Below are 26,123 nucleotides of genomic sequence, written 5' to 3'. Positions count from 1 at the left end.
TGCCTCCTTTAGTGGAATGTCAATGCTTTGCGAGTTTTGGGAATCTCACGAATGATGCGGATGTAATACAGCATGGAGATGATTGCGAGAATGCCCAGAAGCCATGATCCCGTCCATCCTTTTTCTTCTAAGTCAGGCTTGGCATTGATATACATATCGGTCACGAGAACTGCATTGTGAGGATGCTTGCGTTTGTCCAAAGCATTCACAATGACAGGTAACATCTCACCATCCGGTATCGCCTGGAGCGTTCCTCGCATCGTAATGGAATGTTTGTCATGAATTTCTTTGGCATGATCGTAGTCCGTAATGACAATGATCGCTTGTTGATCCAGATAACCCACATTTACATAACCGGTGTCAGAGTTTAACAGATCTCGCTCTTCGGCTTTGGCAGCAGGAATGAACTCGGCTTTTGGCTCGGGATGCTTCTCTTTGTCATAGACGCGAAGCATATTGATATAAGAAGCTTTGGTCAATGTAAATTGCACCTGGTAGCCAAGAGGCGTTTGTTTCAACTCGTCCATCGTCTCAATTGGGACAGGCTTATATTTATTGACCAAGGAGTCAAATATCTGCTCCGAAGTCATCTCCAGCTTCATGGATACAACAGCAAACATAGCGTAATGGAGCAGAAGGAGAAAAATAATCGTCCAAATGTTACGTCTCGTGTAGATGGCAAAAAATTGCTTGAACCTTGCTAGCTTGCCAGGAAGCCCGAGTACGCGTAAGGTTTTTCTCCTAGCTGCTTTGGCTTGCTTGTTCGCAGTTGGTTCGGTCATCTTGTTAAACGGAAATTGTATTTGCGTCAGACATATCTTCGCATCAATATCGGAGGGATTATGCGAAAGCATCTCCTGGAAAACCTCTTGAGCCTTCTCCCATTCGCCCAGTTGAAGATAACTTTTCCCCAGCAAGCTGCGAGCGTCCCACAGTTCTGGCATGCGAGTGAGGATTTCCTCGCAATCTTTGATCGCATCAGCAGCATCTCCCTTTTCGAGAAAAAGTCGGGCACGATACAAATACGCATCGATGTTATCTGGATCAAGACGTATCAGTTGATCAAAGGTATGAAAGGCACGATTCTTATTTCCGGTTCGTAAAAAATATTCGCCCTGTAAACGGATCAAATCGGGATCAAGAGGGTACAGGGCATGGGCGTTTGCCAAATAGCTCTGAGCCGTTTCCCAATCATTTTCCATGAGGGCAAATAACGCATCGCTGCGCCATTCTAGAAACGCTTCAATATCCAAGTCCTCGCGATTCTCAAAAGAGTGGTAACGCAGTGTGAAGGTCTGATTGAGCTGGCCGTTCAGGTAAGCGACAAAACGCCCTGAGAGCTGGCTTGCGAGCTTTTCCGATTTCTCCCGCCATTGAAAATGGGAATCGAGCAGCTTCCACACCTCATGAGGCAAGTGATAGTGTTCTTCTAAAAAGTGGAGAAATTGCGTATCGATGAGTTGATGGCAACCGACATTCCACATGGCCTCGTCATTCAGCAACTCACGCCAGTTTTCAAGCTTGATTCGTTCGTGATAGTTATCGTACAACTCTTGCGTACGGCGGAAAAAACGCTCCACCATATCATTGGGGTTCATGGAGCGTTCGAAATGAGCGTAGCTCTCCGTGAAATCGTACCGCTGGGGAATGGGGATTTCTTCTTGAGAGACCACTTCTTGCGTTGTTTCCTCTAAAAACCTGTCAAACAGGGTGAGTCGCTGCGGTGGATCGTAGTTAGGCTGCTCTTCTTCTTCCGATTCATGATTCTCCCCCTCATCGAGCTGTCTCGGCTGTCTTCTTTCCGGTAGGGGCGTTTCTTCGAACATTCGATTGCGCTTGGTATTGCGTGTGTACTTCAGGGCGAGGTCATACGCCTCTCGCAATCGCTGAAAGCCTTCAGGATCAACCTCCGGATTGTGCACCTTCAACATTTTGGCATACGCCTTTTTTATCTGGGCAGGATTGTCCGTCGGTTCAATCCCGAGAATCTCCCAAATCCCCATTAATACTCATTCCACCCTTCAAACATGTCCAGCTGCTGCTTCAATTCTTCTGCTGCTTTGGCGATGTCTCTTTCATTTTGGGTGGAGAGGACACTTTCGAAGCGGCGTAAGTAATTCGCAATGATCATACGGTCTTCGCCCAACGCTTCCTCATACATACGCTCGCCTTTTGCCAGAAGCAATCGATTTTCGGTTCGCTCTCTAGGGTGGATCTTAATGTTTTGAAGAGCTTGGAAACGCTCCTCAATTTCTTGTTTTGATAGGCTACCCGGATTTTTTTCGATGACGGCCTTGGTTTTGACACCTGAGGATACGACAGTCACTTCGACTTCCAGAATCCCGTTGATGTCATATGTATAACGAACATCGATAGATTCCTCGCCCTTTTTGGCAGGAGGAACTTTTACATTCAATTCGCCCAGCTTGAGGTTATGTTCGACGCGTCGGCTTTCCCCTTGATACACGTCAACGAGAATAGAGCGTTGATTATCGAGAACGGTGTATAGCCGTTCTACCCGACTGACCGGGATTGGCGTATTGCGCTCGATGATCGGAAAGAAGTAGCCATCCTCGTGTTTGCCGTTTGCCATGGTTTGTACAATACCCGTACCGAGTGTGTATGGGCAAACATCGGTCAAAACAAGCTCGTTTAACGCCTCGTTGCGTTCCTTGAGTGCTGCTTGAATCGCTGTTCCCAATGCAACAGCCTCATCGGGATTAATATGGGAATGGGGCAGGCGCCCAAATATCTTGCTAACGATGGATTTGATAAGCGGCATCCGTGTCGCACCGCCAATAAGCACGATTGCGTCCAGTTCCCGGGGTGAGATGGAAGCGTCTCGCAAAGCACGTTCAATCGGCTGACGCAGTCGTTGCAGCAGAGGAAACGCGAGTTCTTCCAGCTGATTCCGGCTGAGCGTTGTTTCAACCAGCTCTCCCTGGATATTGACACTCATTTTCCCTTCTTGGTCGGAAAACAAGGCGCGCTTGCACAGCTCAGCTTGTTTGTGGATGGACGAACGCGTTTTGCTGTCCAGCGTGTTGATATCGAGTCGATGGGCTTCTAAAAAATAAGAGGCAATCAGATCGGTAAAGTCTTCGCCGCCCAAAAAGTTGTCTCCAGCGATTGATTTTACTTCCATCACACCTTCGAACATTTCTAAAATAGAAACGTCAAACGTTCCGCCACCTAAATCGAATACGAGGAATTGTGTCTCGGATTCCTCTTGATGGAGCCCATATGAGATCGCGGCGGCTGTTGGTTCGCTGATCAAACGCTCTACTTTCAGTCCAGCGAGCTCTGCTGCTCGTTTCGTTGCTTTGCGTTGTGTGTCATTGAAATAAGCAGGTACACTGATAACCGCTTCGTGAACGGAGTGCCCGAAATGAGCCTCAGCATCGGCCTTCAAAGATTTAATCACAAAGGAGGAAAGGTCTTCGGCAGAAAGAGAATATCTCCCCAGTTGGTATCTTTTTTCTGTCCCCATAAACCGTTTGAAGGTAGAAGCAGTACGATCTGGGTGTGTTAAGAGGCGCTCTCTGGCGATTTTTCCAATCAAGATCTCGCCGTTCTCATCGACGCTGACCACAGAAGGAGTCAGTGTTTCTCCGAGCGCGTTTGGAATGAGCACGGGTCCATTCTCAGTCCAGTAGGCCACCAGACTGTTCGTCGTGCCCAAATCAATTCCAATGGTGGTCATCAGTTAGGTCCTCATTTCCGTGTTTTTTCTACTAATATCGGTAAAATTAGAGACTTTGTAGATAATTTTACCATGAAAAAAATGGATATAATTGGTGCTTTAGTAGGATATGAAATCGAATTTTAGATAAAGAAAATAGAAATAGAATTCGGAAGATAGAAAACGACAAACGAGAGAGGTCGTTATGCCAATGGAGCAGCGAATGGAAAAGTGGTTTAAAGCGTGGAAGTTACTTATGTATGATATGGAGCGACAAGGTGCCCAGGTTTGGCCGCTCACGGTAGAACCACCGGCGGCGCTGGAAGAAATCGAAAGAAGAGAGGAAAGTCTCGGGGTTAGCTTTCCCCCGACGATCCGTACCATTTTGCTTGCGGGCAGCAGTCAAGTTCAAATAAATTGGTCGTTGCCATCTCGAGCGTTAGATCCTTTTTCACTCAGTGGAGATTTGGGATGGTCATTGGATGCATTTGAGTGGCCGTACTTTGGCGGAGAGGAAGAGAGTGAGGACGAGAAAAGGTATCTCTGTTTTCACGTCGGCGGTAATGGCGACATGCTCCTCATCGATTTGTCGACAGGCGCGGATGACCCACCTGTCTATTCTTGGGGGCATGAGACAGACGAGTTCCAATTACTCGGCAAAAGCTTCACAGAGTTCGTAGAGCGAGTCACGGAGCTGGGCTGTATTGGGGCAGAGTGCTGGAATTATGAAGCACTCGCTGGTGCAGATGGGCTCGATGTCGAGGGGCAAGTCGCACAAGAGTGGAAAGAATGGCTGCAAATCTATCGAACGCTCACCTTTGAAGAGGCGGCGCAAGATTTCGAGAAGCTGGTCTTGTTTGCAAAAATGCATGGTGCAGGAGATACACGTATCCAAAAGGCATTTGCTCAGTACGGTTGGGAGCCGGTTTTGCATAAATGGGTAGCGCAAATCGAGCAGGAAACCTCATCAAGCAATCTGCTACTCTGGTGCCAGCTCATTGTCGAGACAGTAGGTAAAAAGGCAGAGGGGTGGGTGCGCTCGCTCTGGGAGTCCGGGCCACATTATGAACGGATAGGCTCGAGTCTACGTGCATACGTGACGGCAGCTTGTTTGCCAGAAGAAGAGGGCTTGCAGCGAGTTTTGGCTGAGATGGACGAAGTTGTTGCCAGAAAAGAATGTCTGGTAGGCTATGCTGCCAACAGTCATTTGCATCACTTTCGCTCCCGTGAAGTCATTTTGTGGATGGAACCGCATGTGGCGTACCCGATTGAAGGCTGGGATGAGCTTTTCGCGATGTCACGTCCACAATGGGATGATCTGATTCGCTGGCTGGACGGAAATGAAGCACAGCGGCAGATTGCGTTAAGTGCTTGGGGGAAAATGCTGACGAGTGGCGAGTCGCCTTCTGGTGAAGCGAATTGGCAAGAAATCAATCGGTTGTTGGATGTAGCGTACGAGAAAGCCATTTTGCGCAAGGAAAAGGAGCGTGTAGATCGCATTCTCTCTTCCTTGGAAACAGCAAAGCATTAGACGAAGGGGCATTGACCCGTGTTTGTGCAAGAGGAATGGACCAAGGGGGAAAGACAATGAGAAATGTGGTAACAGTATGGGGAACAACCTTGCAGTCTTCTGATGAACTAGCGGATTTTCTGACTCCGGTTTACGATGAGGACGGGGATGTGATACCGTCTGGCTTTTTAACAGCGTCAGGCCTTGAATGGGTAGACGAAGATTTTTTTGAAGTGCATGAGGTGCAGGATGCAGAAGCCAGAGCTGACTTTTTCACGTATTTGGAAAACGAATATGCGATGAATGCAACGCTCGATAGAAAAGAATGGCCCAAACAGCTAACAGAGGAGATTGGCAAGTACCCCCATGTCATTTTGCTGTACGGCAATGAATCACGCTATGGTCCGATTAACGAAAAATTGTTCGATCTCACTGAGGGCGGGTTAGAAAAAGATTCACCGGTGGTCCTGCTCGCCAAACTTGTATTTGAGACAGAGGAGCGGTAAGGGGCAGGGAGGAATGCGTAAGAAAGGAGAGACAGATATGGCTTACAATTTCGCAGATTTATATGATGCAGCTGAAGTGGGAGACCTTGAGCTCGTAAAAAAGATCGTCACGAAACAGCCGGAATTGCTGCATGAAAAGGATGAGTATGAGTTTTCCGTCCTGCATGGCGCTGTGATGACAGACGATGTTGACCTTATTGCGTATTTGGTCGCACAGGGAGCAGATGTCCATGGGAAAAACGATGAGGGTATTACTCCGTTGCATATCGCGCTCTATCCAGAGGTCGCAGAGGCGCTAATCGCGCACGGTGCAGACATACATGCCAGCGCTCATGATGGAAGTACTCCGCTGCATACACAGGTAGCGGATGGAGAGGAGCGTGTGGATGTGGTAGAGCTGCTGCTGGCTAAAGGTGCGAATCCTAACAAAAAGGACATGGAGGGGCAAACACCATACGATATAGCACGTGAGAGAGAAGACGAAGAGATGATGGCTTTATTTGAATAGGGGAAAAAGGGAAGCGTCCGTTATGATTTCGGACGCTTTATTTCTTGCTCGAGTGTTGCGACGCGTTTTTCCAGCTCGTCGATGGCTTTTTGCTTGGTTGCTGTGCGTTTTACGATGAACAAGCAGCAAGCAATGACTAGTGCTATAGGCATGAAGAAGATAAAGAGCTGAAAGAGCACAGTAACCCATTCGATCGATACGGCACCAAATTCTAGCATGCGCGTTCACTCCAATCAGTTTGGTTTGGATTTGTCAATTCGCTTGGATTATTTCACCAAAAAATGTAATATTTTAAAAATATTGTAATGAAAACAAATAGGGAGGCGCATATGCCCGACAAAATAAGAAACTTAGTTGAATACACAGAGGTGTTCGCCGAAAAATGGTTACACTCTCAATTAAGTCATGAGGAGATTTACGTAATCTATCTTCCATTGGATAGCGTTTTGATTCTCGATGGTAGACTTAATCAATATGTTAAGCAAGGCGGCTTCACGGGTACCTTGGTATTTGCTCCAAGAAAACAATTCATGTCATGGGAAGATGCCTTTGTAGGTGTCTTTAAAAAGTATGTCCATCATTGGGAGAGTTGGTCCGATCTTTATGGGGATGATTTCTCAAAAGAGGAGATCGCTCATATTCTACATACCTATATTTTTCCACAGTATGTAAATGCAAATCAAATAAAACGGATGAACCGTACAGAGTACATGGAAAACTTGAATAAGGAACTGAGAGAAGATGGTGTGTCTGAGGAGTTTATTCAAATGTTGCAACCGCAATTAAGTAATCTTGAAATTATTTCTATAAAAGACGACTGGGATGACCATGCGGTTTTTGGAATATCTGACTCGCTTGTGTTCATTTACCTTCGTTTAATCAACCACTAATCGATTTCGTCTTTTGTAACAATGAAGGATTCGCTTACTGACTCGGTTATTTTAACGTACATGCACATATAGGCGACCGCCCACATAAGGATAGAAGTAAGCTATTCCAGACGTGGAGGTGGCAGCCATGTCCAGCATTATCGCGGCGCTTTCCCTTGTTTTTAAAGAACTTCTTGTTTTCGTGGCTTATGTCAAGAACAATGCCTTCCCGCAACCGCTTCAGGACACCGAAGAAGAAAAGTACCTCCGACTCATGGCCAAAGGCGACCCTTACGCCCGTAACAAGCTGATTGAGCACAATTTGCGTTTGGTGGCGCATATTGTGAAGAAATTCGAGAACACAGGTGAGGACAGTGAAGATCTGATTTCCATCGGTACCATTGGATTAATCAAAGCAATCGAGAGTTATCAGGTGGATAAGGGCACCAAGCTGGCTACGTATGCTGCGCGTTGTATTGAGAATGAGATATTAAAGTCAAAAGGGTGTCTTGTGATGAAGAGTTATGAAAAAGGGGACCCTTATGGTCCCTTTAAACTGTTATCAAGTGATTTGGGCATTCATCGTATGTTAGGCCATCAATCATGCTTCCGTTTTGATATTTCTGAACGCCGAACCCACTCTTGCTTTTTGGACGAGCACCTGGTCCAGATTCTCCACCAATAAAAAGCGGATTAGTGAAAAATCAAAATAGGTACTAAAGCAAACTAACTCTAAGAACAGTATCATTATTTTATTTGAAAAGAAGAAGACTGTCGAAAAATCGACAGTCTAACAATCTCCACGCTTGAACTTACATCATCAACCAATTAAAACCAAAAACGCCAATTGTCATTTTGTTTTGCTTCAAAATCTTTATACCATGATTGTCCGACTTGATTACCGAACTGGTCTAAAGCACGAACCATAATACTGTAATGATTTCCAACTCTTAAGCTACGAGCCGAAAATTCTGTAGATGTTTGTCGGCTTTTTTCCAAAACATAACCATCTGTAACGTTTGTAACAATAACTTCAAATCTTGTTGCAGTTGGTGGTTGATTCCAATATAAGTTTATGGTGACAAACTCAGCGAAAGGCTTTACCGCTTGTTTATCAGATGCTTTTTTCGTGCTGGCAACATTGGTAACTGGTGCAAGCTGCTGTCCCTCTTGCGCAAATACAGGTGTCGCTGAAGTCAATAATGCCAGTGTTGCGAAAGCAGTAATAAACTTCTTCATTCTAACCACTCCTTCTATTTTCTTGCGCCCGATACAAAACAGGTTTGTTTGGACAACCACAATATACACCTTTTTCCAATATGTGTAAATATATGGAAATTTTAATTTTTTGTTACAATTTCTTTTTGCGAAATAATGTTCAAATAATTTTTGAAAGTGTGTAGATTAGTCTAACTGCCTAAATTAGTAAAGGACATCAATGGGGGTGGCTTGCGGAGGAGACCTCTGCCCGAAGGTTGAGTATCTCAGGGGAATCATGGGTGAGATGTAACTTTATTCAAGAAGCGTTCGTCTATCAAATGTATTTGCAAACTCCCGTGAATCAAATTCCGATACGTTTGCCACCACACTGAGGAGGGAACAAAATCCATGAAAAAGGTTGTGTTCACCGCTGCAATCGCAGCCGTTCTGTCTGTCGGACAGATCGCCTATCCAATTCAAGAAGCAGGAGCGGCAACGGCGGCATCCTATCGCATTGCCTACAATTTGCCCACGGTTCATACGCTGGAAGAAAAAGAAGTTTTTCATTCTCTCCTAAAAGATGCGCTTAAGATCAAAAATCCGCATCCCGCAAACATCCTGGACAAAAACAGAAAAAGCCTCACGGAAATCGTCGGCGAACTTAACGGTACAGACACGCCGCGCGGTTTCATGATCGATGAATTCAGTGTCTCTAAAGATGGGTATTTGCTGACCTTGTACAATGAGATCGGAATATTGGATCCCGTCTATCCCCAAGGTTACGATCCGGCCGCCATCAGCAAGCAAATAAAGCAGCAGCAAGCCTCTGGCCAATGGGAAGGCGAGCTACGGCAAAAGCGGGGAGAAGTGGAACTAAAAGCGCGGATAAACGCACTTGTCCAGGCGGGGTACGTACTGCCTGAGGACCTGAATGACCAACGGCTTACGAAGCAATTTGTTGCGGAGACGTTGTACCGCATGTACAAAAAAGTTAGGCCTTACAAGGGGAGTGTAGCTCCCAAGGACAGCCAAAGTGAAGCGGTCCGCTGGGCAGTAGAGGTGGGAGTGCCGGGATTCCAGGTCGATGCAAAAGGGTATGTGTATCCGCAATCGCAGCCGTACTACACAGAAATGCTCAACTTCATCCATCTGTTTTTGCCGAGCAAAAAAACTGCGACTGGATGGGAGTATTTTCAATACGAAGTCAATCAAGACTTGTTGCTAGAGACCGTGCACAACTATTCGGGCGAATTGTTGCTTGTTAACAACAAGCCAATGTCTTCCCTTCCCAACTATGTGATGCTGTCTGATCTTCCGGAGAAGAAGAAGGCCGAAACGCAGTTCAGCGCCTCTCTTGCACCTAAAGTAATTGAGATGGTGGAACAGGTCCGGCTAGAAGTCCAAAAACCGCGCGTGTGGGACTGGCGAACAGACGTAATCCGGCATCCCTCCTTTGTCAAACTTGTGAGCGAGTACCGGAAAACGAAGAGCCAAAAAGCGCTGAATCAGGTCTCTCAAACAGTCAAAGCCCGCTATAATTTATTCGATCGGCAGGACTCGCCGCAGGTTATGAAAAGCGTACTAGATCATATTCGGTGAGCGTCCGACGAGAACGGTTGGGGAGGGCCATTCCTAATTATCTATATACAATTATCGAACAAAAGCACCCGTGTGGTGCTTTTTTCATGGAGGTGGGTGAAATGTAGTGCGCCAGTCGGACGAGATTGTAAAAGTCTTTCGTCCAGTTCGAACCGCTGGAGAATCAAGCCACCTCTGTCGGGCATTTCTCAACGGCAGAGGACGACCAGCAGACAACCTAGATTATGAGGTCGATCCTTATATGCAAAAGCTCATTATGGCTTGCCAAGCAATTGAAGCAGAAGAAGAGGAGAAAGTTAGCACATAGCTTTCTCCTTCTCCCGAGCGATAGGGGGCTGGGGAGAGGAAGAAAGTCACATTTTGTCGTATGCACTCGAATTATATGGACTGACGCCTTTTGGTAGGAGAGGTAGAATGTAGACAGGAGGGAGTAGTATATATGAGACAGATTTTAATTTTATTAGTATTTCTGCTTTTAGCTGGCTGTTCTAATGTATCGGATAAAGAAAAGACCTTGGTTGAGGTATTTGGCGAATCTACTAGTGAAATAAAAGATAAGTTGACCAATACGTCTGACTGGTATCAAAATTCGCAATCGTTCCCAAATCTTAAAGCTTCATCAAAATGGTTCGAACGTGACGAAGGTAACGGATTCAAGACATATTTTACTTTTTCTGAGGACAGTACTCATGCATTCGGATTAGTTGTAAACAAAAACGAGAACAAGTTAGTTCAGGTTCTGGTAATGTCGGTTTTGGATCCAAAGTTTAATGAGAACGCGAGTGAAAAGGCAGTTGCATCAGCCCAGATGATAACCACTGCGGCAGGCTGGACATTAGATGAATCCAATGAAAAAATCAAGCAAATAACAGAAACAAGCATAGAGAAAGATACAGATCAGGTTAGTCACAATGGATTTGTTTTGAAAAGAGAAAGTAGAAGAGTGGAACAAATGGTATTCTATTCGATAAGACTGGAGAACGAAGAGGTTCCTGTAGAGTTTATGAGAGTATTAACTAATACATAGCAAAAGCGAAAACCATCTTATTTAGGTGGTTTTTCTATTTGGAGGTGAGACAGTGGGTGCAGTTGTAGGGCTTACCGCGTATATCCAAGCGAAAAATCGTACATGGAAAAAGAGTAAAGGATTCGAGCTGACTCCTGTTTATTCATACTAAGCGTTCATGATTTTACAAAGTTTTATAATTTGTGTCGACGTTTTTGCAATATTTTCAATTAATTACTATTATTATGATTAAGAGAACGATGATTTGAGGTGAGTGATATTATCAGAAAAATTCTTTTGGTCTTACTTCTGGTGCTGCTAGCTTTCAGTTTTTTTGATCTTGACGTTAGCATGGGAATAAGCAGAAAGATTGTTGTAGTCCTCACAGTTGTGGTGGCTTTTGGGATTATTTATCTGGATAATAAAGGTGGAGGCAAGAAGGGTAAAAAAAAATGAAATAACTAAATCGTTACTAGCAGTCGCATTGACTACAGCTTTTCTATTTACTGGATACACTCAGGTAGCGGTACCTAATGTTCACGCAGCAGAAAATCGGATTTGGAAGAAAAGAAAAGAAAAGAAAAGACCTTTGTTTAAGAATGGTCAAGACCCCATTTCGGAGACAGTAAGAAAAAACAAGGCCGTTAGGCTGCTAACTGACGCTTAAATTCACTAGGCGTCAGCTTTTTTAATTTCAGTTGAAGACGTTCGTCGTTGTAAAAATGGATATATTCTTCAATTCTTCTTAGGGATTTAGAGCTTCGGTTTTCAAATGAGAAAAGAAGCTTTCCATCGAGGAGTTGTCTAGGCAATTACCTCGTCGTGACATGCTGATCTGGGCGCCAACCGTAGGCAGCATGTCGTGGTATGCATGGGACGTGTACTGGTGACCCTGATCGCTGTGAACGATCACACCAGTCACGTCTTTTTGTGTTTTAAATGCTTTCTTGAAAGTCTCAAGAACTAGCGCATTGTCGTTTCGAGAGCTGATATGATAGGCAACCGTTTAGCGCGTACACAAATCTTTAATGGCTGAGAGATAGATGCGTTCATCTCCGATTCGATATTGGGTAAGGTTAGTTACCCATTTTTGATTTGGTCTTTGAGCAACGAAGTCACGATTTAGCATGTTTTCGGCTACACGTCCATCGGATACAATGGGCTCGAAAAGTGGTGATATAGGCTCATTTACGACGAATAACTGCTTTTATCCCCAAATTTTGCATCAACCGTAACACTTTTTTTAGGTTACTTTACAGCCATACTGACGTACTAGTTCTGCTTGGATTCTGCGGTAGCCGTAAATTCCTTTCCTTTGCTTATAGAGCGACCTGATCTTCTCTTTCAAAGACCCTTAAAGTTCATGGGTGAACCACAGGGGTTATTCCACTGTCTACTTTAAGGGGTGCACTTCATTTTGAGGAGACGGGTTTTTCATGTTTCTCCACTACTTTTGACAAGCCGTTCACGCATATCTTCTCGACAGGAGGGGATGAACGGTGAATGTAAAGATGATACCGGGCAGTTCTACTGACAGTATTCGTTCCGCCTGTTACCACTATTTATTAGGAAAATACAGGAGGGAGAAGCCGTATGATCGGAATATATGCCAGAGTGAGTACAGAGGAGCAGGCGAAAAGCGGGTTCAGCCTCGACGATCAGGTAAGGGAATGCAGGAAAAAGGCAGCGACGAGTGAAGCTGCCGAGTACATAGATGATGTATCTGGCGAGTTTCTAGATCGTCCGGCTCTCTCAAGGCTAAGACAAGATGTGAAAGATGGAGTCATTACAAAAATTGTTTGTCTGGACCCTGACCGTTTATCGCGTAAGCTAATGAACCAGCTGCTTATTACAGATGAATTTGATAAGCGTGGTATAGAGCTTGTGTTCGTGAATGGCGAATATGCAAAAACGCCTGAAGGTCAACTCTTTTATAGCATGCGTGGAGCGATCGCTGAATTTGAGAAGGCAAAAATTAATGAACGTATGAGTCGTGGGAGAAGAGAAAAGGCAAGACAAGGCCGCGTTCTCCGTGACTTTCAAATATATGGATACAGTTATGATTCAGAGAAAGAACAGATCGTAATTAATGAAGCTGAGGCAGCAGTAGTGCGACTAGTATTCGATCTGTTTACTCAGCCCAACGAGCTAGTTCAAGGTATCAATGGGATAGCTGTTTATTTAACCAATAAAGGAGTCCCTACAAAGCGCGGTGCGAGCGTATGGCATCGTCAGGTGGTACGACAGATGTTGATGAATGAGGCGTACGTGGGGAGATTTTATCAAAATAAGTGGAATACAGAAGGGATGCTGGGTAATCAGTTTCGCCAGCTAGATGAGAAAGTCCGTATGAAAATGCGCCCAAAAGAAGAGTGGATATCTTTACCCTGCCCATTCATTATTGACGAAGTGAAATTTGAACATGCCCAGCGACTACTAAAGGAATCCAGAAGAAGATGGGCGGGACGGAGCTTCAACGAGTACCTCTTAAGCGGCCTAGTACGTTGTGGGTCCTGTGGAAATACGATGTCAGGAAGAAAAGCGAAAAACTGGAGCCAGCATGTTTTTGAGTATATTGATGTTAAGAATACAGCAGGTGCAAAAACTAAGGGGTGCGGTCGTCGTGTAAGATGTGAGAAATTGGACAATCAGGTTTGGGAAGCGGTTGCGTCCTGGTTGAATAATCCTGATGAGATTGCGGCGGTAGTGGAAGATAAAGTGGAAACTCCATTCGAGCAAGTGGAGTTGGAGCGATTGCAAAAGGAACTCGAAAAAACAAAAATAGGACGCAAGAGATTGCTTAAATTGTTTGCGTCTGGTGAAGGAGATATTGGTGAAGAAGATATTCGCCAGGAGTTGAAAGAACTGAAGGAGAAGGAAGATAAACTGAATCAGCGTCTAAACGAGCTGCTGGAACAAACGAAACAGCAGGTCGATTATGAGTCTAGCCGCAACTTGATTCAAGAAGCTGCTGAATTTTATTTATCAAAAGCTCAGGATGAGCTCACCTTTGAGGATAAAAGAGAGCTGATCCGTCATGTGGTTAGGGAAGTAAGAGTTTTCGAAGAGGGTGTGGAGATATTCACGTTCTAATGTTCTGAGTAAATAAAGTTGTGGACTGAAAAATTAAGAGTTAGACCGGAAAATAAAGCGTTAGACAGAGCCGCCGATAGTTACAATTCTCCAATCAGAAATATTAGAAATATAGTCATAACCCTGTTGTACGAGGAAAAAATCAGCTCAAATCAATTTCGCGCTTCCTGGTATGAGTGGAATAAGCGGACGGACATTAGCGTTCTTGGGGAGCAGACCTTACAAATAGACCTTGTTGAAGAGGGGGAGGTATCACCAATCGGATCGGAACAAATGAGTTTATTCTAAGTCAAAAGCCTGCCTCTTTATAAGGTGGGCTTTTTTGTTATTACCAATGTCATATTAATTTGTAAGCATTCTCCACAATAACTAACATGCGTTTGAACTTCCAAAATAAAGGGAAAAGATTTGTAGAATCATAACCATAGGGAGAGATATCATTGCGCTATTTTATCTGGCTATTCCGTATCGTCATGCTATTATTGGTTTTTAAAACAGGTTCAGACCTCAGTGGATTACAAAGTAGTTACCGCTTTAATGTAGAACTTGGGGCTAATACTTCTGCTGTTCAAGCGACCCAACTTTCAAATGAGTATTTGTTAAAAGCCGTTAGTCAGCTTGGTATATTGTTGTGTGCTTTTATGGGGTACATTGTATTTGAATTTATGGCTCGACCAATCAGGCATTCAGAAAAGAAGGTCGAAAAGAAAGTGGAAAAAGTAGCTCCTGCTGCTACACCTACACAAAAAAAGTAACGTAACAAAAAACCCACAAATTGTGGGCTTTTTTATTTATGTTAACAGACCATGGATCGTCTTGAGGCTTCCGTAAAACCTGGCCAAGCTGGCATAGGTTGTGTGGCGATCTTTCTTTATTCTTTACCAGACTAGTTCTCCATAGATTTATGAAACTTTCTAACTATTTTGCGATTACAATCAAACCGTTTACAGCCTCCCTTCGTTTCCTTTGATAGTACCGTTAAAAAACATGTGTGAAATGGAGGAAGAATCATGAAGAAGACCGTGTTTCTAGCAGCTCTACTGCTCTTTGTCTTTACAGCTGCTGGAATGTCAGCCTATGCACAAATGGACGGTAAGCAGGCGTCCCAGGCAACATCAAATGCCAGCCAAAGTAATAAAGTCATCCGGGTGTACGGACCAGGTGGACCACTTGGACCGATCAAGGAAGCTGCTGAACAATTTTCAGCTGAAACAGGAATGAAGGTGGAAGTAACAGCCGGACCAGAGGGCAATTGGATCGGCCAAGCAAAGCAAGATGCAGATATTATTTTCGGCGGCTCCGTGTATATGTTGCAGGACTTCATCTTTAACCACCCCGAAATGATCGACACTAAATCACGTACGGAGCTTTACCCGCGTGCTGCAGGAATCTTGGTGAGGAAAGGAAATCCTAAGAAGATTGAAAGCCTGGAGGATTTAACGAAAAAGGGAGTAAAAATAATCGATGTGAATGGGGCTGGCCAGCTTGGCCTGTGGGAAGACTTGGCAGGCAGAAAAGGGCTGATCGAAGGCATTTCCCAAAATATTAACCTTTCTGTAAAGTCGAGTGCCGAAGCCATTGAACGATGGAAATCGAATGACAGCCTGGACGCCTGGATTACCTATGAATCGTGGCATTACCGGCTCCAGGATGTGACTGACCTGGTCAAACTGCCCGAAGAAGAAAAGCTCTATCGTGGAACGCCGATCGCTCTGACGAAAATCACTGATCAGAAAAAAGAGGCACAGCAATTTATTGATTATTTAAGAACGGAAAAATCTCACCAAATCTTTCAAAAATGGGGCTGGAAGTAAGGTCGAGTCATACATCTAAAAAAATGGGAGGAACATACATGAAAAAAGCAGTTTTTACCCTTGCGATACTTTCGATTATTTTTGTTTTGGCTGCCTGTGGAAAAAGCACGGAGGTAAAAACAGAGACGGTTCAACCCGATCAAGCCCAAACGGAACCAACTAAATCGGAACAAGCCCCGGTTGACAGCCTCCAGCTTTTGAAGAATGAGAAAGCTGGAGAGTACCTGGCGGACCCACAGGGAAGGGCCCTGTATTACTTTAAAAAGGACGAAGCAGGAAAAAGCAATTGTAGCGGAGACTGCCTGGCAAACTGGCCGGCATTTACCCAGGAGGATTTCGCCGTCCCAGAAGGTTTTGACAAAAAGGATTTCGATACGATCACAAGAGAAGACAACGGGAAGAAGCAGGTTACGTACAAAGGCTTTCCTCTCTATTATTTTGCAAAAGACCAGCAAAAAGGGGATGTAAACGGACAAGGAGTAAAAGATGTATGGTTTGTCATAAACAGCGAAACAGCATTTGAATAAGCTTGCCCAGGGAACGATTAGTCGCGGTCGTTCCCATCTTTACTTTTAAAATAGTGTTATGGCAATATATTTTTATCCAAAAGCAGGGAGTGCCACATGAAAGAAAATTACGATGCGGAATTAATGCGATTGGTAAACGAAAAAAATGGTCACGCATTAGAGGAGCTCTATGATCGATATATAAAGCTTGTTTACGGCTTCGTTATGAAGTTTTGCAATGGGAATGAGGATAAGACGAAAGAGATTATTCAGTTGGTCTTTTTGAGGCTATGGACAACAAACTGCTATTACGATCCTGCTCAAGGCAGCTTTGTAAACTGGCTGCTCACGATTACTCGCAATATTTGCATTGACTACCTCCGAAAAGAGAAGAGGCATACGCAACACCATCAAGAGGAACATGAAGAGATCGCTGACCCTGCTAATGCAGTCGAGCAACGAGTAAATACGAATGATATTGCGATGGCGAAAAACAAATTGCCGACGGCGCAAAGAAAATTAATCGATTTGCTTTATTGGAAAGGGTATTCTCTTTCAGAGATCGCCAAGCTGGAACAAGAGCCGCTCGGTACGATTAAAAGCAGGCTTCACCAGGCTCTTAAAGGATTGAGGAAGCATCTGGAACTGGAGGATTTAAAATGAGAAGGGTTTGTGATCAGTTAATTCCATATATAGCAAATGAGCTCAAGGAGAGCGAACACATGGCCTTTGCTGAACATTTAAAGAATTGTACGGAGTGTAAGAAAGAATATCAGGAATTATCCCAGGCCTGGCATGCTTTGCCATTCGATTATACCGAAATCGAGGTGCCTGAATCGCTAAAAGGCGAGGTGCTGGGGTTTGTTTTTGAGCACAAAAGGAAAAGCGGTACGGAAACATTCATGGCTAAGATGAGCAAGCTCGCCATGAGGCTCAAAAGCCAGTTCACTCCAGTTTCAACCAGTATCGTGGCCGTCTTGTTACTCGCGTTTATTGGTCTTGGAATAGCGAATGTACAGGTAAAAAATCGTCATGTCGAAAATATACCCATTGAAATATTAACGGCGATTCCCTTAAAAGCAGCCAATCAAAGCCACCCGGGAACAAACGGCATCGCCTATATTGTCCAGCAGGGATCAGAGAAAAATTTGGTGGTGCAGGTTCACGAATTGCCCGGCGTCGAAGGTTCACAGGTTTATCAGGTTTGGCTGCTGAAAAACAGCACGAGGGAAAATGGTGGCATATTCAAGCCGGACGAAAACGGATCCGGAATACTGACCTACCAGCTTGCCGAAGGGCAGACTTTTGATCAAATCGGCATCACTGTCGAACCGGACGCCAATAGCAGACAACCAAGGGGGGAAAAAATAGCCGGGTCATAGAAATATCTGGCTAACCTATCGCAGAAGTTTTACGAGGCGGGCCGGGACTGACGTGTTGTAAGAGCATATTACTGTGTGGCAAGAGCAAGATCGATTCGTGTAATCCGCCATGATTCGTGAGTTGATTGAAAAGGAAACACCCTATAATTAACGGAAGTAGTAGGAACAACGAGGCAGTGTTTATACGCGTGATCAAGCTAACGGGCTTAACGATTATAAAGCTGTCGCACCTGCTAAGCAATGCTTGTACAATTATCTAAAGAATCTAAATGCTACATAATACTTGGAGGTTATGAAAATGATGGAGCAATATGTATTCCGTTAAGTCCGTGGTCCCCCTTGCTATCTCTATTCTCACCTTATAAAAATATAGGAGGACGAATATGGATATTTTAGTTAGAGAACTGAGAGCTGGGGACGATGAGTGTGGTGCAAACATTGATGGGAGCTTTATCGTAGACTCTACCCTTGTCTTGCAACTAATGGGACAGCGAATCGGATATACGGTGATGGAGAGACCTCTTAGGAATAAAAGCTACGATGATGAACAGCTTGAAGAAGATACTGTTGAGGATTATTCGAACTATATCGGCAATCCCCATCAAATTATTTATTTAGCGCTCGTAAACAATCAAGTTGTGGGTCAAATTGTTTTGAAAAGAAATTGGAACAAATATGCCTATGTGGAAGATATCAAAGTTGATAAGCAATATAGAGGATACGGCGTCGGTAAAAAACTAATCGAACAGGCTAAATGCTGGACGAAGGAAGGCGGCATGACGGGAATCATGCTGGAGACACAAAGTAATAATGTCCGCGCATGTAAATTCTACGAAAGTTGTGGTTTTGTCATCGGAGGTTTCGATTCCTACGTCTACAGAGGTCTAGATAAAGATAGTGATGAGATAGCAATTTATTGGTATCTCATGCTTGATTAATAAGTGATTGATCTTCAGCATATGTCTTAAAAAGCCGAAATAATGGCAGCTTCTTTAAGACATTCCCCAAGTTTGGGAATAAATTTTTCTTGAAACAACTCCCGGCATATCAAGGATTCCAGTCTATTGCCTTATTTTCAATGAACATCTAAATCTGTCGATGCTCCCCTTTTGACATTTAGATTGAAATCCTCATGCATCTGAGAAGCTTGAAAAAAACCAAAAAAGACGTATCCTTGCACGACCCAATCGGAACGGACAAAGAAGGCAACGAAATCACTTTGATCGACGTCCTTGGCACAGAAACCGACGAAGTGGTCGACGCTGTGCAGCTCAAGCTGGAGTCCAATAAAATTTACCAGCACATCCACATCCTCGATGAGCGCGAAAAAGAGGTGATCATCGGCAGGTTTGGGCTGGATCAGGACAAAGAAAAGACACAGCGCGAAATTGCGCGTGAGCTGGGCATTTCTCGTTCGTATGTATCCCGTATCGAAAAGCGAGCGTTAATGAAGTTGTTTAATGAGTTTTATCGGACGAAACAGCCGCAGAATCGGTAGTTTTTTCGCAGCGGAGGACGCTATTTTGATGGAGGCATTTCGTAGTTCGTTCTCTGCAAAGAAAGGACATTTCATTACAAAAGCTTATTCCAGTAACATACAGACAAGTGAAAGGGATGAAGCCACTCGGATGCCGGGTGGCTTTTCTATTTGCTTGCTGTATCGTTTCGGCGAGTATACGGCAGAAGATGTCACCCGTTTGTAGAGCTAGGAAAATTAACACCCGAACAATATGAAGGGATTACCGGTGAAAAATATGATGCATCGGTAGTAGAACAGCAGGAAACGGTGCAATAAGCGTCTTGTAGTGACTTTGGCAGTGGGGTATGTAATTTGTCTGCCGCTATCTTGTTCCTGTGCAGTATGAATGGAAACGTCTCACACGAGCAGAAGCGGAGGCGATCACGGTAGCTGGGATGCAAATGGTCTCCGTCTTTCAGCGGGGAACAAACGATGCTGCTGGTGGAGCAATCAATGGCAGAAGGGACGGAAAAGCAGCAGCTTTCCAAATCCTTTAGTTACTTTTAAGGAAATGGCGCTCCAATAAGCACATGATTCAGTTGCTTAACATCAGTAATGGTCACTGGAAAAATAAGCGGAGTGAAAGCGACTAAAAGGAAACTTGTAATGAACGTGTATAAGACAAACTTTTTACTCATTTTTATCATTCTCATAATGTCGAATACCAGTATCTTACAATGGAATCATTGTGAACTTACGGTTTTTCTTCCGTTCAAATGTTCCTAAAGAAGCCATGACAACGGCAAGGCATAGCATCGTTACTATTCGTAAGAAAGTCACATGTGTAAAAACGTTCACTACTACCATGGAAAGGGCAACTACTGAAAAGATATTGAACCAAAGAGGTCTATTTTTCATGAACGATCACCAGTATTTTCCTTTTCGCAACAATTTTAACAGATGATTTGATTGTATGCACTACAGCGAATGCCATCAGTCTGTTGTTTGATAGTCAATGTTTACTAAACACAAGATTTTTAAATTGGTGCCAGGAATTGTAACAAGAAAAACTCCCTAATAATCAGGGAGTGGTGATAACGCAACCAATGTGTTTAGCATGATGTTTCTTGGAGAAGGTCACATTACATAACGGGTTCTGGGCACCACCAACCGCACCCATGACGCATGCAAATCCAGATACAACCTCCAGCTTGAGCTGGATAATAAGATGAATGTTGTACCAATTGACCTTTTACTTTCTTGTATTTCTTAGAATTAGATTTCTTCTTTTTCATGGGATATTTCCTCCTTTATAATGATCTAAAATAAGGTATTAACATAATTTTCCTTTTGACTGTACGAGTGTTCTCAAGTGACGGAAATGGACGCAAAAAAAGGTATTAGGAAGGTCGCCACAGATAATATCGACAGTATAGATATCAACACGATGAGGCACCATCCTGTTTTATAGGAGGTGCCTCGTTGTATTATTTGGTATATTCCATGACCTCAAAGGATTGGATCTTACTGAATGCTACATAATCTTTTCTAGCGGTAAATGGCCCCTTGTTAAAGTCCTTATCGAACATATAAGTTTCTTTTCCACGTCCGTCTGCACGGCCATTATACCAGTCGATAAAGTCTTGAACTTCGGATGTAGTTAATTCAAACTCTTTCTCGAGTCCACTGATCATCTTGATAACAAGAAGTGCGTTATCACCGGATGGCTGAGGATCGGGATTAGGATCGGGATTAGGGTCTGGATTAGGGTCTGGATTAGGGTCTGGATTAGGATCTGGATCTGGCATCTCAGCATTTCCTTGCATGAATTCAACTTCACTAATTACGGTATGAGTATTGCCATGCCCATTATTGGCAGTAATATTGAAGCGATACGCTTTATAGGGCTTGGAGTTATCAAATGTAAATTCTCTTTTCTCACCAAGCTTCCATCCGGTTATATTCGTTTTTATGTCAAGGGTAATCCAGTTCGTACCATTCCATCCTTCAAACGTCCAAGTGGTAGGAGCTTCTAAATGTCTATATGTCATGTCAGAGGCTAATTTTATCGTATACTTTCCAACTACTGTTTCAGTTGGAAACTCATACCCCAAATAATAGGGGAAATGACTAATATTGGCCGGATGCCAAGAGGTTTTTTCATCATCGTCGAAGGCTTTATATGCATCATTTTCTGCATTCCAAATGTTATTCGCACTTGCGATGCCTGTAGGTGATGTGTTACTCGTCATCGTTGGAATTAAATCAACTGAGTTATGATCTTCTGCATGCCCAATGCTTTGACCAGAAAATAGAATAGAAAACATGAGTGCCAAACTAAAAATTTGCTTACGATACCTTTTTGTTAAAAACATCAAAAACCTCCCTGAATTGTTAAAAATGGATAATTTGTCTATTTTCAATAAAAATATAGTATAGTTCTTTCGTTTAAGCAAAACATAAAAAGGAATAAATTACAAATAAAAGGATAAATTTGTAATTTTATTTAGGTCGTTCAAGAAATACAAAACCCGTCCCTGTTTTTATAGGAGACGGGTTATTCTTATTTCTGATAGCTATTTTGTGTGTGTAAGGGATACCTCAAAGGCATCTAAAATCTCTAGAAAATGCGAGGCTTCTCTAAACACATGGTCAGCGAGCAATGGGGGGATTATGCTCTTAATTTTGCATTCCTCAATCAGATCACGAGCTGTTTTTTTGAAGTCACGCAATTGACGGACGGATACGCGATTTTGATCGACAAATTGATTCAGTAGCGGTTTCGTTTGAGACTGGGGGCGCATGGAATCTAGATCCTGAGCTTGGAACAATAATTGATCAAAATCATGACTAAACTCTCTAGCCTGATCCACTAGCTTTCTTTCGGAAGGATCGAGCAAATGGTTAATAAATTTCGCATGGTCAGCCATGATTCGTAGGAAGAAGACATTTTCATTAATCACCGCATCTGGTAAGGGATCAAGGTTTCCCGTATTCAGTTGTTCTAATCGATTCCGAAAATAGGCAGCCTCTCTACTTGTGTGATCGACCAACAGCGGAAAGTTGTTACCACCGATTTTGCAACGAATAATGAGTCCGAGTACTTTGCGTTTAAAGGCCCAAATATACGAAACGGCATTGTGAACCATTTGATTAAAGTCATAGATTCGTTGGGGGTCTACGTCAGAAGAAAAGGCCAGGGCTTGGCTTTCAATTTCTTCAAAAATGCTGTAAAAGCGATTCGCTTCTTCAATCAATTTTGTGTCTTCGCAGTTAAAGCCTAATTTGAGAAACAGGGAGTGTTCTTTCATGATGCGAGACCAAAAACGTATTTCCTCTAACGAGCGTTCAACAAAAACATTTGTCATATAGTACCTCCGCATAAGGATGTGGGCGGATCATAGCCCATTTTCCACTTTTGATCACACATGATGTATGTCTATGCGTTTACCCAGTTTCGTGAATGGGCATGAGCACAGAATCCACATCCGAACCAAGCCCATTTCTCCATACGATTGTTTCGGGCGTTTTCTCGCTTGTCCCATAAAAAAAACTCCCAATAACGGGAGTTTTCCAAGTTAATAACGACGCATCGAATGCATTTGCGTTCTGTGGTGATGGGCCCGCATGCGATGGAAGTGTTCTCTTTCTCTAAAGGTATGATGACGCATGCGATCATGGCGATGTTCAAAAGCTAAAGAGCGATAACGTTCTGCTTGCCTCATGTGGTGATGCATTCGCTGTCTATGATGCTCAATCGGATCCATGACACTTCCCCCTTAACGGTTGGTACTTTATAGGATATGAGGACAGCTTCCTGCTTGCTTATGCATGAGTGGATATCGCAAAGAAGGAATGAAAAAGAGGCGTAAAGCCTTTAGCTTTCGCCCTGTTCTGAAAAAGGTTAATCCTCTACTCGATGTATACGGCTCTTTCAATCGCCTGCTCTTCATTCGGAGTGAGTGATTGAAAAATAAAGCGGGCATAATCGCCCAGAAGTGTGTGACGGATTGACCTTGACTCGCAAATAAACATTAATGGTAAAATACTTGTAGGAGGAGCAGCAGTAAGGGGGGAGAATATGAAGCGACCAATCATAGATATACCAAAGACAGGCAGCGAATGGTTATGGGATGTAGTTGGTTGTTTATTTTTCGTGGGATCACTTCTCTTTTTAGTCTTTGTCTGGAATCAGCTTCCTGACGAGGTGCCTGCCCATTACAATGCTTTGGGGGAAGTAGATCGCTGGGGCTCAAAATGGGAACTGCTTCTTTTACCTGGGATTGGCGTCTTTATCATTTTCCTCATGCAGGTACTCGAAAAACATCCGGAGCTCCATAACTATCCGGCACGCTTCACTGAATCGAATGCCGATCAGTTTTATTTGCACAGTCGAAAAATCGTGAACCAAATAAAAAATAGCTGCTTAATTATTTTTTCCGTAATCTTGTTGGAGTCGGTTTCCATTGCTCTAGGATGGGGAGGCGGCTTTGGGAAGTGGTTTCTGCCGATCACCATCATTGGGATGATCGTTCTGCTTGTGATAGGAATCGTGAAACAAAAGAAGATTCAATGAGAAGAATGAGCGAGAGGTCCTTCTAACGGGAAGGTCCTCTCCTTTGTTTTTTGTAACGAAAATCATGAGGACATATGTCCTTCCCTATCCACCTTGCGATCCTTTTTAATTAGGAACAGATCAGTGTGAGGTGAGAGGATGAAAGGAATTATTTTTGCTATTTTGGGCGGTGTTTTCATTACCTTGCAAGGTGTAGCGAATTCAAGAATCAGTCAAGATATTGGTACTTGGCAAACCGCGACACTTACTCAGTTAACGGGCTTCCTCACGGCTTTTTTACTCCTGTTGATTTTTCGAGATGGAAAATGGCAGGCATACAGGCGAGTGAAACCGTTATATTTGACAGGTGGGGCATTCGCCGCGTTTATCATTTTTAGCAATGTTACGGCTATCCACCATATCGGGGTAACCATGACGATTTCAGCCCTCTTGATTGCGCAGCTTAGTCTGACTTTTCTCATTGACAGTAATGGGTGGTTCGGTGTTGATAAACAAAAGATGAGGCTACCGCATTTTATCGGGATCGGGATGATGATTCTGGGGGTACTGATACTGAGGGCCTGATGACGAGAGGGTGAAACAGAGGAATGAAGGAAATCGAAAATCGTGAGCTTTTGCAAGATTATCTCCATGCCCATCAGTTAGCGTCTGTTTTTCATGAGCCTTTTCTGCCGCATTTGTCCTTGTATCAATTTGATCAAGGGGAGCTCATTTGTGCTCAAGGCGAATCAGCCTGTCATCTGTACGTTTTGGTGCAGGGAAAAGTAAAGATTTTTACGACTTCCCCCGAAGGAAAAACCCTGATCCTTTCCTTTAAAAAACCGCTTGAAGTGATCGGAGATATTGAGTATGTAAGGGGAATTCCTTATCTAAATTCGGTGGAAGCGGCCTCGACTGTTCTGATGATCGGAATTCATTATCGCTGGTTAAAAAAATACGGAACAGACTACGCTCCACTCCTGCAATTTTTACTGCAAATCATTACGCATAAATTTTGTGTAAAGTCCAACTCATTAAGTATCAACCTTCTGTACCCAGTAGAAGTACGTTTTGCTCGTTATTTGTTGTCCGTTTCGATAGAAGAGTGGAATCCTGCCAACAAAGAACAGATCAGTACGAGCAATCTCTTGGATGCAGCGAATATGATCGGAACGAGCTACAGACATTTGAATCGGGTCATCCAGCAGTTCTGCAAGGAGGGACTGATTGAGCGTGCCAATGGATTCCTTCTGATCAAGGATCGGGAAGGTTTAGCTAAAATGGCGAGCGAGACTCCGAATGAATAATGAGACAGGAGTGTCAAAATCATGGTAGTCGGGCTATTCTTCGCGTTACTGGCTGGCTTGTTGGTCAGCCTGCAAAATATTTTCAACAGGAAAGTAAGTGAACAGGCAGGAACATGGTCTACGACGACACTTGTGCTTGGGATGGGATTTCTGTCTTCTTTGACGATGGGTCTCATTTTCGAAGGAACTCAGTTGTTTTCACTTCCATCTATGCAGCCGTGGTACTGGTTCAGTGGCATGATCGGCGTTGGGGTGGTCTTTTGTCTGGTGCAAGGGATGAGACTGCTTGGCCCAACGTATGCCATCTCCATCGTTCTCACTGCCCAGCTTGGCTTCGCTTTATGGTCGGATTCAATCGGCTGGTTAGGGCTGGTTCAAGTGCCGATTACTTTTACGCAATTGTTAGGGGTTCTGGTCATTGTCGGCGGTGTGATCGTATTTAAACTAGGCGGCGAATGGCAACAGAATCGCTCAATAAGTAAGATGTAATTTTTTTGTTGACTTAATTTTAAACGTCATGATAAAATAAAAAATTTTAAATTCAATATTTGTGCTATAATGGATATAGATTGCTTTGAAGGAGGTGGACGTATGTTTCAAGTTGGAGACAAGGTTTTTTATCCGATGCACGGGGCAGGCGTAATCGAGGCGATGGAGGAGAAAGAATTTCTGGGTGAAAAACACCTCTATTATGTGCTCAACATGCTGCTGAAAGAGTTAAACATCATGGTCCCGGTTGAAAAGATGTCCGCTCTTGGTATTCGAAAGGTGGTCGAAGCCGACATTCTGGAGAATGTTTTGGCCGCCATGCGAGAGGGGCAACGCGACACCACCTTGAATGCAGCGCAGCGCTACAAGCTTCATACAGAGAAAATGAAGAGTGGCGATATTTACGAGCAATCTGAGGTCATTCGTGATTTGGTTGGCATGAGTAAAGAAAAAGTATTGGGAACGAGTGACAAAGTGATGCTGGATAATGCGCAGCAGCTCCTCATTAGTGAGATTGAACTGGTAAAAGACGTAAATACAGATCAGGCAACAGAGATGCTCAAGCAAGCTGTATGCCCAGAAGAAATGTCTGAGATTGTGCCATAAATTTTGTTCATATGAGGTAAGCAAGGGGAGTG

At 43.7% G+C, this 26,123-nt stretch carries 34 protein-coding genes and 2 pseudogenes; 25 read left to right on the top strand and 11 right to left on the bottom strand.

Translation table 11 applies throughout. The annotated features are described in order from the left end of the window. Nucleotides 1-8: 8 nt before the first annotated feature. Nucleotides 9-2,003 (bottom strand): J domain-containing protein, encoded by a 1,995-nt coding sequence (locus HPY27_RS20455; protein ID WP_174225826.1) that lies wholly within the window; start codon nt 2,001-2,003, stop codon nt 9-11. Beyond that, entirely contained in the window at nt 2,003-3,703 is a 1,701-nt protein-coding gene (locus tag HPY27_RS20450; protein WP_174225825.1) for a molecular chaperone HscC, read from the bottom strand. Before HPY27_RS20450 ends, HPY27_RS20455 begins: the two co-directional genes overlap by 1 nt. Nucleotides 3,704-3,887: 184 nt before the next feature. Between HPY27_RS20450 and HPY27_RS20445 the strand changes: the two genes are divergently transcribed. Genes HPY27_RS20445 through HPY27_RS20435 form a run of 3 tightly spaced genes read left to right on the top strand, consistent with a single transcriptional unit; the run spans nt 3,888 to nt 6,206 of the window. After that, nucleotides 3,888-5,213 (top strand): SMI1/KNR4 family protein, encoded by a 1,326-nt coding sequence (locus HPY27_RS20445; protein WP_174225824.1) that lies wholly within the window; start codon nt 3,888-3,890, stop codon nt 5,211-5,213. Nucleotides 5,214-5,269: 56 nt separating this feature from the next. Beyond that, the gene (locus HPY27_RS20440; protein ID WP_017247611.1) at nt 5,270-5,698 is read left to right on the top strand and encodes an immunity 22 family protein; all 429 of its coding nucleotides are present in this window, start codon (nt 5,270-5,272) and stop codon (nt 5,696-5,698) included. Between the two features lie 13 nt (nt 5,699-5,711). Further along, nucleotides 5,712-6,206, top strand: coding sequence for an ankyrin repeat domain-containing protein (locus HPY27_RS20435; protein ID WP_254612951.1), 495 nt, complete (start codon nt 5,712-5,714; stop codon nt 6,204-6,206). A gap of 20 nt (nt 6,207-6,226) precedes the next feature. Here HPY27_RS20435 and HPY27_RS20430 read toward each other — a convergent pair whose 3' ends face one another. Further along, entirely contained in the window at nt 6,227-6,424 is a 198-nt protein-coding gene (locus HPY27_RS20430) for a hypothetical protein (protein WP_174225823.1), read from the bottom strand. 111 nt (nt 6,425-6,535) lie between these two features. On the opposite strand from HPY27_RS20430, the gene HPY27_RS20425 reads away from it, so the two are divergent. Both HPY27_RS20425 and HPY27_RS20420 read left to right on the top strand, forming a co-directional pair. Beyond that, nucleotides 6,536-7,096, top strand: a complete 561-nt coding sequence (locus HPY27_RS20425; RefSeq protein ID WP_174225822.1) for a hypothetical protein — start codon at nt 6,536-6,538, stop codon at nt 7,094-7,096. Between the two features lie 127 nt (nt 7,097-7,223). Beyond that, a complete protein-coding gene (locus tag HPY27_RS20420) occupies nt 7,224-7,760 on the top strand; it encodes a sigma-70 family RNA polymerase sigma factor (RefSeq protein ID WP_254612950.1) in 537 nt (178 codons plus the stop codon). Between the two features lie 143 nt (nt 7,761-7,903). On the opposite strand, the gene HPY27_RS20415 is transcribed toward HPY27_RS20420, so the two are convergent. Further along, on the bottom strand, nt 7,904-8,314 hold the full coding sequence (locus HPY27_RS20415; protein ID WP_173622475.1) for a hypothetical protein: 411 nt from the start codon (nt 8,312-8,314) through the stop codon (nt 7,904-7,906). A 369-nt stretch (nt 8,315-8,683) separates the two neighbouring features. Here HPY27_RS20415 and HPY27_RS20410 point away from each other — a divergent pair, with 369 nt between their 5' ends. The 4 genes from HPY27_RS20410 (at nt 8,684) to HPY27_RS20395 (ending at nt 11,336) form a co-directional block, all read left to right on the top strand. Beyond that, nucleotides 8,684-9,874, top strand: a complete 1,191-nt coding sequence (locus tag HPY27_RS20410; RefSeq protein WP_174225821.1) for a hypothetical protein — start codon at nt 8,684-8,686, stop codon at nt 9,872-9,874. A gap of 106 nt (nt 9,875-9,980) precedes the next feature. Further along, nucleotides 9,981-10,181 (top strand): hypothetical protein, encoded by a 201-nt coding sequence (locus HPY27_RS20405; protein WP_174225820.1) that lies wholly within the window; start codon nt 9,981-9,983, stop codon nt 10,179-10,181. A gap of 132 nt (nt 10,182-10,313) precedes the next feature. Next, nucleotides 10,314-10,901 (top strand): hypothetical protein, encoded by a 588-nt coding sequence (locus HPY27_RS20400; RefSeq protein ID WP_017247618.1) that lies wholly within the window; start codon nt 10,314-10,316, stop codon nt 10,899-10,901. A 249-nt stretch (nt 10,902-11,150) separates the two neighbouring features. Next, complete coding sequence (locus HPY27_RS20395; RefSeq protein ID WP_017247620.1) at nt 11,151-11,336, top strand: hypothetical protein; 186 nt, start codon at nt 11,151-11,153, stop codon at nt 11,334-11,336. Between the two features lie 188 nt (nt 11,337-11,524). Here the strand turns inward: HPY27_RS20395 and HPY27_RS30640 are convergent, their stop codons facing one another. The 3 genes from HPY27_RS30640 to HPY27_RS30630 all read right to left on the bottom strand — a co-directional run bounded on the left by HPY27_RS30640 (nt 11,525) and on the right by HPY27_RS30630 (nt 12,228). Then, nucleotides 11,525-11,692 (bottom strand): IS3 family transposase, encoded by a 168-nt coding sequence (locus tag HPY27_RS30640; protein ID WP_100169671.1) that lies wholly within the window; start codon nt 11,690-11,692, stop codon nt 11,525-11,527. Beyond that, complete coding sequence (locus HPY27_RS30635) at nt 11,626-11,871, bottom strand: DDE-type integrase/transposase/recombinase (protein ID WP_174225878.1); 246 nt, start codon at nt 11,869-11,871, stop codon at nt 11,626-11,628. The genes HPY27_RS30640 and HPY27_RS30635 overlap by 67 nt, the downstream gene beginning before the upstream one ends. Nucleotides 11,872-12,123: 252 nt before the next feature. Further along, on the bottom strand, nt 12,124-12,228 hold the full coding sequence (locus HPY27_RS30630) for an IS3 family transposase (RefSeq protein ID WP_174225819.1): 105 nt from the start codon (nt 12,226-12,228) through the stop codon (nt 12,124-12,126). Nucleotides 12,229-12,473: 245 nt separating this feature from the next. Between HPY27_RS30630 and HPY27_RS20375 the strand changes: the two genes are divergently transcribed. From HPY27_RS20375 to HPY27_RS30165, 11 genes and pseudogenes are all read left to right on the top strand, one after another. Beyond that, nucleotides 12,474-13,973 (top strand): recombinase family protein, encoded by a 1,500-nt coding sequence (locus tag HPY27_RS20375; RefSeq protein WP_174225818.1) that lies wholly within the window; start codon nt 12,474-12,476, stop codon nt 13,971-13,973. A 440-nt stretch (nt 13,974-14,413) separates the two neighbouring features. After that, nucleotides 14,414-14,728, top strand: a complete 315-nt coding sequence (locus HPY27_RS20370; protein ID WP_017247623.1) for a hypothetical protein — start codon at nt 14,414-14,416, stop codon at nt 14,726-14,728. Between the two features lie 255 nt (nt 14,729-14,983). Beyond that, entirely contained in the window at nt 14,984-15,787 is an 804-nt protein-coding gene (locus HPY27_RS20365) for an extracellular solute-binding protein (protein WP_173622481.1), read from the top strand. 38 nt (nt 15,788-15,825) lie between these two features. Continuing rightward, entirely contained in the window at nt 15,826-16,314 is a 489-nt protein-coding gene (locus HPY27_RS20360; RefSeq protein WP_017247625.1) for a hypothetical protein, read from the top strand. A gap of 96 nt (nt 16,315-16,410) precedes the next feature. Next, complete coding sequence (locus HPY27_RS20355; RefSeq protein ID WP_174225817.1) at nt 16,411-16,956, top strand: RNA polymerase sigma factor; 546 nt, start codon at nt 16,411-16,413, stop codon at nt 16,954-16,956. A gap of 59 nt (nt 16,957-17,015) precedes the next feature. Continuing rightward, nucleotides 17,016-17,675: an anti-sigma factor gene (locus HPY27_RS20350; RefSeq protein ID WP_254612949.1), complete on the top strand. Its 660-nt coding sequence runs from the start codon at nt 17,016-17,018 to the stop codon at nt 17,673-17,675. Nucleotides 17,676-18,058: 383 nt separating this feature from the next. After that, nucleotides 18,059-18,613, top strand: coding sequence for a GNAT family N-acetyltransferase (locus tag HPY27_RS20345; protein ID WP_174225815.1), 555 nt, complete (start codon nt 18,059-18,061; stop codon nt 18,611-18,613). Between the two features lie 185 nt (nt 18,614-18,798). Further along, nucleotides 18,799-19,173: pseudogene (locus HPY27_RS20340) on the top strand (sigma-70 family RNA polymerase sigma factor); the annotation flags it as partial. A 28-nt stretch (nt 19,174-19,201) separates the two neighbouring features. After that, nucleotides 19,202-19,378: a hypothetical protein gene (locus HPY27_RS20335; protein WP_174225768.1), complete on the top strand. Its 177-nt coding sequence runs from the start codon at nt 19,202-19,204 to the stop codon at nt 19,376-19,378. Further along, on the top strand, nt 19,324-19,470 hold the full coding sequence (locus HPY27_RS30625; protein WP_174225814.1) for an XkdX family protein: 147 nt from the start codon (nt 19,324-19,326) through the stop codon (nt 19,468-19,470). The genes HPY27_RS20335 and HPY27_RS30625 overlap by 55 nt, the downstream gene beginning before the upstream one ends. Nucleotides 19,471-19,517: 47 nt before the next feature. Then, nucleotides 19,518-19,691, top strand: a pseudogene (locus tag HPY27_RS30165) (glycoside hydrolase domain-containing protein); the annotation flags it as partial. Between the two features lie 585 nt (nt 19,692-20,276). Here the strand turns inward: HPY27_RS30165 and HPY27_RS20320 are convergent. The 4 genes from HPY27_RS20320 to HPY27_RS20305 all read right to left on the bottom strand — a co-directional run bounded on the left by HPY27_RS20320 (nt 20,277) and on the right by HPY27_RS20305 (nt 22,901). After that, nucleotides 20,277-20,429 (bottom strand): hypothetical protein, encoded by a 153-nt coding sequence (locus HPY27_RS20320; protein ID WP_170831622.1) that lies wholly within the window; start codon nt 20,427-20,429, stop codon nt 20,277-20,279. Between the two features lie 192 nt (nt 20,430-20,621). After that, a complete protein-coding gene (locus tag HPY27_RS20315) occupies nt 20,622-21,509 on the bottom strand; it encodes a discoidin domain-containing protein (protein ID WP_174225813.1) in 888 nt (295 codons plus the stop codon). Between the two features lie 201 nt (nt 21,510-21,710). Further along, nucleotides 21,711-22,502 (bottom strand): DUF2935 domain-containing protein, encoded by a 792-nt coding sequence (locus HPY27_RS20310; protein WP_026042976.1) that lies wholly within the window; start codon nt 22,500-22,502, stop codon nt 21,711-21,713. A gap of 210 nt (nt 22,503-22,712) precedes the next feature. Beyond that, nucleotides 22,713-22,901, bottom strand: coding sequence for a hypothetical protein (locus tag HPY27_RS20305; RefSeq protein ID WP_017247634.1), 189 nt, complete (start codon nt 22,899-22,901; stop codon nt 22,713-22,715). 314 nt (nt 22,902-23,215) lie between these two features. Between HPY27_RS20305 and HPY27_RS20300 the strand changes: the two genes are divergently transcribed. The 5 genes from HPY27_RS20300 to HPY27_RS20280 all read left to right on the top strand — a co-directional run bounded on the left by HPY27_RS20300 (nt 23,216) and on the right by HPY27_RS20280 (nt 26,091). Continuing rightward, nucleotides 23,216-23,710 carry a DUF1648 domain-containing protein gene (locus HPY27_RS20300; protein WP_017247635.1) on the top strand — a complete coding sequence of 165 codons (495 nt, stop codon included), beginning with the start codon at nt 23,216-23,218 and terminating at the stop codon, nt 23,708-23,710. A gap of 138 nt (nt 23,711-23,848) precedes the next feature. After that, nucleotides 23,849-24,274: a DMT family transporter gene (locus tag HPY27_RS20295; protein ID WP_069850407.1), complete on the top strand. Its 426-nt coding sequence runs from the start codon at nt 23,849-23,851 to the stop codon at nt 24,272-24,274. Between the two features lie 23 nt (nt 24,275-24,297). Then, nucleotides 24,298-24,996 (top strand): Crp/Fnr family transcriptional regulator, encoded by a 699-nt coding sequence (locus HPY27_RS20290; protein ID WP_017247637.1) that lies wholly within the window; start codon nt 24,298-24,300, stop codon nt 24,994-24,996. Between the two features lie 21 nt (nt 24,997-25,017). Then, nucleotides 25,018-25,485: a DMT family transporter gene (locus HPY27_RS20285; RefSeq protein WP_017247638.1), complete on the top strand. Its 468-nt coding sequence runs from the start codon at nt 25,018-25,020 to the stop codon at nt 25,483-25,485. Nucleotides 25,486-25,587: 102 nt separating this feature from the next. Further along, complete coding sequence (locus HPY27_RS20280; RefSeq protein ID WP_017247639.1) at nt 25,588-26,091, top strand: CarD family transcriptional regulator; 504 nt, start codon at nt 25,588-25,590, stop codon at nt 26,089-26,091. The last annotated feature ends 32 nt before the right edge of the window (nt 26,092-26,123 follow it).

It is taken from the genome of Brevibacillus sp. HB1.1 (assembly GCF_013332445.1).
Lineage (GTDB): Bacteria > Bacillota > Bacilli > Brevibacillales > Brevibacillaceae > Brevibacillus > Brevibacillus porteri.
The sequence above is the reverse complement of the archived record's forward strand: the minus strand, read 5'-3'. Positions and strand labels throughout refer to the sequence as shown.

Coding starts and splice junctions, on each gene's coding strand:
- HPY27_RS20455 (WP_174225826.1), bottom strand. CDS start 2,003: ATGGGGATTTGGGAGATTCTCGGGATTGAACCGACGGACAATCCTGCC.
- HPY27_RS20450 (WP_174225825.1), bottom strand. CDS start 3,703: ATGACCACCATTGGAATTGATTTGGGCACGACGAACAGTCTGGTGGCC.
- HPY27_RS20445 (WP_174225824.1), top strand. CDS start 3,888: ATGCCAATGGAGCAGCGAATGGAAAAGTGGTTTAAAGCGTGGAAGTTA.
- HPY27_RS20440 (WP_017247611.1), top strand. CDS start 5,270: ATGAGAAATGTGGTAACAGTATGGGGAACAACCTTGCAGTCTTCTGAT.
- HPY27_RS20435 (WP_254612951.1), top strand. CDS start 5,712: ATGCGTAAGAAAGGAGAGACAGATATGGCTTACAATTTCGCAGATTTA.
- HPY27_RS20430 (WP_174225823.1), bottom strand. CDS start 6,424: ATGCTAGAATTTGGTGCCGTATCGATCGAATGGGTTACTGTGCTCTTT.
- HPY27_RS20425 (WP_174225822.1), top strand. CDS start 6,536: ATGCCCGACAAAATAAGAAACTTAGTTGAATACACAGAGGTGTTCGCC.
- HPY27_RS20420 (WP_254612950.1), top strand. CDS start 7,224: ATGTCCAGCATTATCGCGGCGCTTTCCCTTGTTTTTAAAGAACTTCTT.
- HPY27_RS20415 (WP_173622475.1), bottom strand. CDS start 8,314: ATGAAGAAGTTTATTACTGCTTTCGCAACACTGGCATTATTGACTTCA.
- HPY27_RS20410 (WP_174225821.1), top strand. CDS start 8,684: ATGAAAAAGGTTGTGTTCACCGCTGCAATCGCAGCCGTTCTGTCTGTC.
- HPY27_RS20400 (WP_017247618.1), top strand. CDS start 10,314: ATGAGACAGATTTTAATTTTATTAGTATTTCTGCTTTTAGCTGGCTGT.
- HPY27_RS20375 (WP_174225818.1), top strand. CDS start 12,474: ATGATCGGAATATATGCCAGAGTGAGTACAGAGGAGCAGGCGAAAAGC.
- HPY27_RS20365 (WP_173622481.1), top strand. CDS start 14,984: ATGAAGAAGACCGTGTTTCTAGCAGCTCTACTGCTCTTTGTCTTTACA.
- HPY27_RS20360 (WP_017247625.1), top strand. CDS start 15,826: ATGAAAAAAGCAGTTTTTACCCTTGCGATACTTTCGATTATTTTTGTT.
- HPY27_RS20355 (WP_174225817.1), top strand. CDS start 16,411: ATGAAAGAAAATTACGATGCGGAATTAATGCGATTGGTAAACGAAAAA.
- HPY27_RS20350 (WP_254612949.1), top strand. CDS start 17,016: ATGGCCTTTGCTGAACATTTAAAGAATTGTACGGAGTGTAAGAAAGAA.
- HPY27_RS20345 (WP_174225815.1), top strand. CDS start 18,059: ATGGATATTTTAGTTAGAGAACTGAGAGCTGGGGACGATGAGTGTGGT.
- HPY27_RS20335 (WP_174225768.1), top strand. CDS start 19,202: ATGGAGGCATTTCGTAGTTCGTTCTCTGCAAAGAAAGGACATTTCATT.
- HPY27_RS20320 (WP_170831622.1), bottom strand. CDS start 20,429: ATGAAAAAGAAGAAATCTAATTCTAAGAAATACAAGAAAGTAAAAGGT.
- HPY27_RS20315 (WP_174225813.1), bottom strand. CDS start 21,509: ATGTTTTTAACAAAAAGGTATCGTAAGCAAATTTTTAGTTTGGCACTC.
- HPY27_RS20310 (WP_026042976.1), bottom strand. CDS start 22,502: ATGACAAATGTTTTTGTTGAACGCTCGTTAGAGGAAATACGTTTTTGG.
- HPY27_RS20305 (WP_017247634.1), bottom strand. CDS start 22,901: ATGGATCCGATTGAGCATCATAGACAGCGAATGCATCACCACATGAGG.
- HPY27_RS20300 (WP_017247635.1), top strand. CDS start 23,216: ATGAAGCGACCAATCATAGATATACCAAAGACAGGCAGCGAATGGTTA.
- HPY27_RS20295 (WP_069850407.1), top strand. CDS start 23,849: ATGAAAGGAATTATTTTTGCTATTTTGGGCGGTGTTTTCATTACCTTG.
- HPY27_RS20290 (WP_017247637.1), top strand. CDS start 24,298: ATGAAGGAAATCGAAAATCGTGAGCTTTTGCAAGATTATCTCCATGCC.
- HPY27_RS20285 (WP_017247638.1), top strand. CDS start 25,018: ATGGTAGTCGGGCTATTCTTCGCGTTACTGGCTGGCTTGTTGGTCAGC.
- HPY27_RS20280 (WP_017247639.1), top strand. CDS start 25,588: ATGTTTCAAGTTGGAGACAAGGTTTTTTATCCGATGCACGGGGCAGGC.